This is a genomic window from Brunnivagina elsteri CCALA 953 (genome assembly GCF_002289455.1).
In the GTDB taxonomy this organism is placed as follows: domain Bacteria; phylum Cyanobacteriota; class Cyanobacteriia; order Cyanobacteriales; family Nostocaceae; genus Brunnivagina; species Brunnivagina elsteri.
Genome location: NZ_NTFS01000413.1, coordinates 1 through 5,612, shown reverse-complemented (window position 1 = coordinate 5,612; position 5,612 = coordinate 1). Strand labels below are relative to the sequence as shown.

The window sequence follows — 5,612 nt, the reverse complement described above, 5'->3', positions numbered from 1 at the left end:
GTAGAGACGTTGCACTGCAACGTCTCTACACACCAAAAATAGGAACGAAAAATCTTTAACCGACGAGTATTGAATGCCTAATGACTTTCAAGATAGTCGCGACAATAGAAGTTGTAAATTTTGAGATCAGGTTTCAATTACTTTTGTCGAAAGTCCAGCAATATCGTTTGATGCTGTTTTGCCTAATATGTAAATATCGATTTCGATTTTACCAATCCGAGCGACTTTGATTTCGGTGAGATTTTCCTTGATAACCTTGACTAAACTTTGATATTTTTTCACTGTTTCCTTTTCTTCTTCACCGTGCCAATCTTGTTCTGTAGTGGCTATTTCAAAAAATGGGTCAATCTCTACAATTTCAATTTGTGTATCCGATGGCTTCTCAAGTTGTTTGAGAATTAATTCTCGGTTGATTTCTGGTTTATCTGCTATAAATTTCCATAAGAATACATCAAAAGGATATTCCGATTCACTTGGAAATAATAAGTTACTAGATGCTTGTTTAAGTTTTTCAAGTAAGATTTGATTTGGGTTTTGGCTAGAGTCTGACATAGTTTATAAAAAAATAATCAAAATAATTTTAATTATGAACCATATTGGAACATAGAATTCAGAGAATAAATGAATATTTTATAACTGATTTACCTTATTTAAATTGTGTTCATCCTCAATCATCCCATCAACATTAATATTCAACAACCCCCGTCAACAGTTATAAACCATTGTTCAATAGGGAAAGCCCTCTTTAAGAAGACTAAATTCAAGCAATTTTCAAAATTCTCGTATACACTAGGAACTTGTGAAATTTCGACCTATACGCAAACAGAGAAGATTGATGTTGAAAACAATTTTACGGTGTGCAGGATTAGTAATTACTTGTTGTGCGATCGCAGCTTGTAACGAAACCAGTAATACTCAACAATCCTCTAACCCAGGAGAAGCAACCAGCAGTCCATCATTAGCTGCATCAACTGAGACTACAACTCCCACTACATCAACTATAACAGCATCCCCGACAACTACTTCTACACCAGCAACAACTAAAACCGACGCAAAAAACACAGTTACCACAGCTTCGGGATTAAAATATGTTGACCTCAAAGTAGGTAGTGGTGCAACACCAAAAACAGGTCAAACAATTTCTGTTCACTATACGGGTACTTTAGAGAATGGAACCAAATTCGATAGTTCTCGCGATCGCAATGAACCGATTGAGTTTCCACTAGGAACTGGAAAAGTAATTCCAGGTTGGGATGAAGGTTTAAGTACAATGAAAGTAGGTGGTCGTCGTCAATTAATTATCCCTGGTAAATTAGGTTATGGTGCGGCTGGTACTCCTGATGGTACGATTCCCCCTAATGCAACTCTACTTTTTGATGTTGAGTTAATGGGTATTAAATAAACCGAAGACTTGCATTGGGGACTTCCAGAGAATAAAGTATCCCAACTACACATAGCATTTTCCGTTTAGATGCAATACAAATCAGGGCAAACAGCCGTTTGCCCCTACAATTTGGGATAATTTATTCCTTGGTGTTCCCTAAAACTACATAATCGTACAAACTCCTACTGATTTATACTGACTACTTAAGTGTTACCATTCGATGCATAAGTTGTTTTTGTAACTACTGATACTCACCTTTTGACAGTGAATTTATCTCTGTAAAGGAAAAGTGAAGATATTGAAATCTTTGTAAAAAGTAAGGCAAAAGCTGGTATATGGTCGTTTTCGAACGGAGTTAACATCCCTGAGAGATAACTTTTTACTCAACTATCCTCAATTATATTTATCAAAACTTTATAATAAATGACGGATATCACACTTTCAGTAAGTATAATTGAGGTATAATTTTCACAAGTATGCATCTATCGGAATCAGTAAGTATATCACTAGGGCGTAAGTAACTTTACTACTATGTTGATTGAAGCGAAGCTTTTTGTTTTATTGCTTCAATACTTACTAGATATTATTATTTTTGTTGTATTCCGCGAATATTGACTCCTTGTTAAGATAATCGGCTAGATTTTAGATAATTTGATGAGTTATTGGAAGTGTGTATCTGAAACTTTAGGTTGAGTTTCAGATGTTTTTCAAATCCATATTTTGCAAAGATATGCAAGTGATGTGGGTTTTATTTACTACCATTTGAATCTGAAATAATTCAAGTAAAATCCCTTAAACATGTCAGATAAGATAGTTTTCATCTGGTTTTAATTTTGATGCTCTAAAGTCTCAAAGTCACTCCAGAATAACTTTTATCTTGTTTTTGAATCTGATTGTGGAGAGTATCGAGATGCCAAAAAAGTGCGATCGCAAGTATTCTCACTTATGGTTATCTTGAAGTAATATTTTGTCTAATTAATTTTTTATTTCAGACTGATACTAATAATTCATCTAGGGAAATAGCAACTTTTATGCAGAATATGGAAACTAAAGGTTATTTAGAAGAAATCGACATCCAGCAATATTGGTTAGTCTTAAAACGTCGCTGGTTAATTGCAGCAACAGTATTTTGTGCTTCAGTCGGGTTATCGGGATTAGTTGTATTAAGGCAAAAACCTCAATACGAAGCAAGTGGAATGCTACTTTTCAAATCAGATCGAACTTCATCACTGACGAAAGTAGGAGAAAAAATCGGTGATTTAGAATCTTTAATGCGTGAGGGAAACCCCTTACAAACACAAGCTGTAATTGTCAACTCTCAACCAATTTTGCAAGAGGTTATTAATAATTTAAACTTAAAAGATAAAGATGGAAAACCTGTTGATGTAGAACTATTTAAAGTACTAGTTGAACCTGTTGTTGGTACGGATGTTATTAAGGTTTCTTATCAATCTAACAATCCAGAAATGACAGCAGAAGTCGTTAATCAGGTGATGAACACCTATATTAAAAATAATATTCAGTCTAATCGTACCCAAGTTTTTGCAGCTGGTGACTTTATTAGAAAAAGATTACCTTCTTCTCGCGCAGAATTAGAAAGAGCAACTGAAGCGTTGCGTAGATTTAAAATTCAGAATAATATTGTCCAGCTACCACAAGAAGCAACAGCAGCGATTACCAATATTAGTAATCTCAACGAGCAAGTCAGTCAAAATCAAGCTGCACTAGCAGATATTATTGCTCAAGAGACAGAACTTAAAAAACAATTAAACTTAGTCGGAGAAGAAGCTGTAAACATTACTTCTTTAAGCCAAATACCTGGTGTACAAGAAGTTCTAGGTGAACAACAAAAAGTGCAAGCAAAACTGGCTACACTCAAGGCACGATACACAGATGAGCATCCTGCGATCGCAGACCTAAAAAGTCAGGAATTAGCTCTCAACTCTTTGGTGAAACAACGAGTTGAACAATCTTTAGGAAGTGGAAAAATAGGAAGTACAAAAAATATTTCTCCAACCAATTTACAGATAGGAAAAATTAAAGAAGACCTTGCAAGTCAATATGTACAATTATTGGCACAACGTCAAGGTTTGGAAAAGAAGGTTCAGACTTTATTAAATATCCGAGAAGGTTATCAAAGAAAGCTGAGTATATTACCAAATTTAGATAAGCTACAAACTGATTTAGAACGCAAATTCAATATTGCTCAAACAGATTACCAAAATCTAGTTGCCAGACTCCAAGAAATTGAAATTGTAGAAAAACAAACAATTGGTAATGCTAGAGTTGTTCAACCAGCACTCGTTCCTAAAATAGCAGCGATGTCGAAAATGACATTACTTTTATTAGGAGGTGGTGTATTTGTGGGTTTATTAGTAGGTATAGCAAGTGCATTTTTTATAGATTTAATTGATAGGTCTCTGAAAACAGTTAAGGAATCTGAGAAGTTTTTTGGCTATACTATGTTGGGATTTATTCCGAAGTTTGAACCCAATAATACCCACAGTTCTTTGCATCAAATAATGGGAGATAATGTGTCCCCCCGTGTTATTGTTGCTTCTTCTCCTCGTACAGTGATTCACGAAGCATATCAAATGCTGCAAGCAAATCTCAAGTTTATTAGTCATAAGAAAGTTTGCACAATTGTAGTCACAAGTTCAGTTGCTGGTGAGGGGAAATCAGAAGTTACTGCAAACTTAGCGGCAATCATTGCTCAATCAGGAAGACGAGTTTTACTTGTTGATGCGGATATGCGTCAACCATCACAACATCACCTTTGGGGTTTGATTAATTCATCAGGTTTAAGCAATATCATTGTTGGTCAAGATGAATTTTCACTAGCAGTAAAAACAGTGACGAATCATTTATCTATTCTGACAGCTGGAGTACAACCACCTAACCCGTCAGCTTTAATCGATTCTGAAGGAATGTTATCTTTAATCGAGAAAATTTCTGAAAACTATGATTATATTATTTTCGATACACCTCCTTTAGTTGGAACTGCGGATGCGGCAGTTCTTGGAAAAATGGTGGATGGTGTTTTGCTAGTAGCAAGACCTAAAGTCGTAGACTCAGTAAGCGCTCAAGCTGCCAAGTCATTATTAGAACGTTCTGAGGCAAATGTTTTAGGAATTATTGCCAATGCTGTAAATCTCAAACAAGAACCAGATAGTTACTTCCACTACTCTGATTCTAGGATTAAACATAGTGTTGCAGAAATAGAATCTGCGGGGGGAAAACTGGCTCCTAAGTCATTTTCTAAATAAGTTCCCAAATTAAGTTTTATCTCATAAATAAATCAAACCAAGACTTCTGCACTTTAACTTTGAGTCAAATAAAATACTGAGGTACTAATTAAATGTCAATCAGCCAAGTGGCACTTTTTTTGACTAATGGACTCCTATCAATAAACACATCTTTATTACTTATTATTTGTGTTTTCTTCCTAATTGAATGTATTGCTTCCCGATTTGCAAGAAGCTGTAATGAAAACCTAGATAATTGGCAAAATACGCAAGTTAGTATCATAGTACCTGCTCACAATGAAGCAACTGTAATTGGTTTAACATTAGACACATTAAATTCAGTCTTAAAACCACAAGACAGCTTAATTGTAGTTGCTGATAACTGTAATGATGCTACAGCCGAAATTGCCCGTGCTAAAGGTGCAACAGTGATTGAACGATACGACAGTGAAAACAGAGGTAAAGGATACGCTTTAGATTACGGAATCAAATTCCTCAAATCCCAACCTCCCGATGTCGTCATCATTATCGACGCTGACTGTACAGTGCATCCAAACGCGATCGCACGACTAACAGAATCCGCGATCGCAACCCAAAAACCAGTGCAAGCAACTTACTTGATGACCACACCAAAAACCTCGAAATCATCAAAAGAGTTGTTAGCAGAGTTTGCCCAACTGCTCAGGAATTTAGTTCTTCCACTGGGATTGAAACGTTTAGGACAGTCTTGCTCTTTGAAAGGTACGGGTATGGCTTTTCCTTGGCATATCATCAGCAAAGCAAACTTAGCGAATGGTCACATTGTAGAAGATTTGAAGCTTGGTTTAGACCTTGCGATCGCAGGACACAGACCAATATTTTGTCCAGAAGCAAGGGTAACTTCCTATTTTCCCCAACAGTCGGAAGCTATTAAAAGTCAAAGAACTCGTTGGGAGCATGGTCATTTACAAATGATTCGGACTTATTTACCAATTTTGCTCAAA

4 protein-coding genes are annotated in these 5,612 nt (G+C 35.8%); 3 read left to right on the top strand and 1 reads right to left on the bottom strand.

Annotation, left to right across the window (positions count from 1 at the left end; genetic code table 11):
- Positions 1–126: 126 nt before the first annotated feature.
- Positions 127–552: a nuclease A inhibitor family protein gene (locus CK510_RS25275; protein WP_095724301.1), complete on the bottom strand. Its 426-nt coding sequence runs from the start codon at positions 550–552 to the stop codon at positions 127–129.
- A 283-nt stretch (positions 553–835) separates the two neighbouring features.
- On the opposite strand from CK510_RS25275, the gene CK510_RS25270 reads away from it, so the two are divergent.
- The 3 genes from CK510_RS25270 to CK510_RS25260 all read left to right on the top strand — a co-directional run.
- Positions 836–1,402, top strand: a complete 567-nt coding sequence (locus tag CK510_RS25270; protein WP_095724300.1) for an FKBP-type peptidyl-prolyl cis-trans isomerase — start codon at positions 836–838, stop codon at positions 1,400–1,402.
- A gap of 1,022 nt (positions 1,403–2,424) precedes the next feature.
- Positions 2,425–4,650 carry a GumC family protein gene (locus CK510_RS25265; protein ID WP_095724299.1) on the top strand — a complete coding sequence of 742 codons (2,226 nt, stop codon included), beginning with the start codon at positions 2,425–2,427 and terminating at the stop codon, positions 4,648–4,650.
- Between the two features lie 92 nt (positions 4,651–4,742).
- The coding region (locus tag CK510_RS25260) for a glycosyltransferase family 2 protein (protein WP_095724298.1) at positions 4,743–5,612 on the top strand (870 nt) is incomplete at its 3' end.

Coding starts and splice junctions, on each gene's coding strand:
- CK510_RS25275 (WP_095724301.1), bottom strand. CDS start 552: ATGTCAGACTCTAGCCAAAACCCAAATCAAATCTTACTTGAAAAACTT.
- CK510_RS25270 (WP_095724300.1), top strand. CDS start 836: ATGTTGAAAACAATTTTACGGTGTGCAGGATTAGTAATTACTTGTTGT.
- CK510_RS25265 (WP_095724299.1), top strand. CDS start 2,425: ATGGAAACTAAAGGTTATTTAGAAGAAATCGACATCCAGCAATATTGG.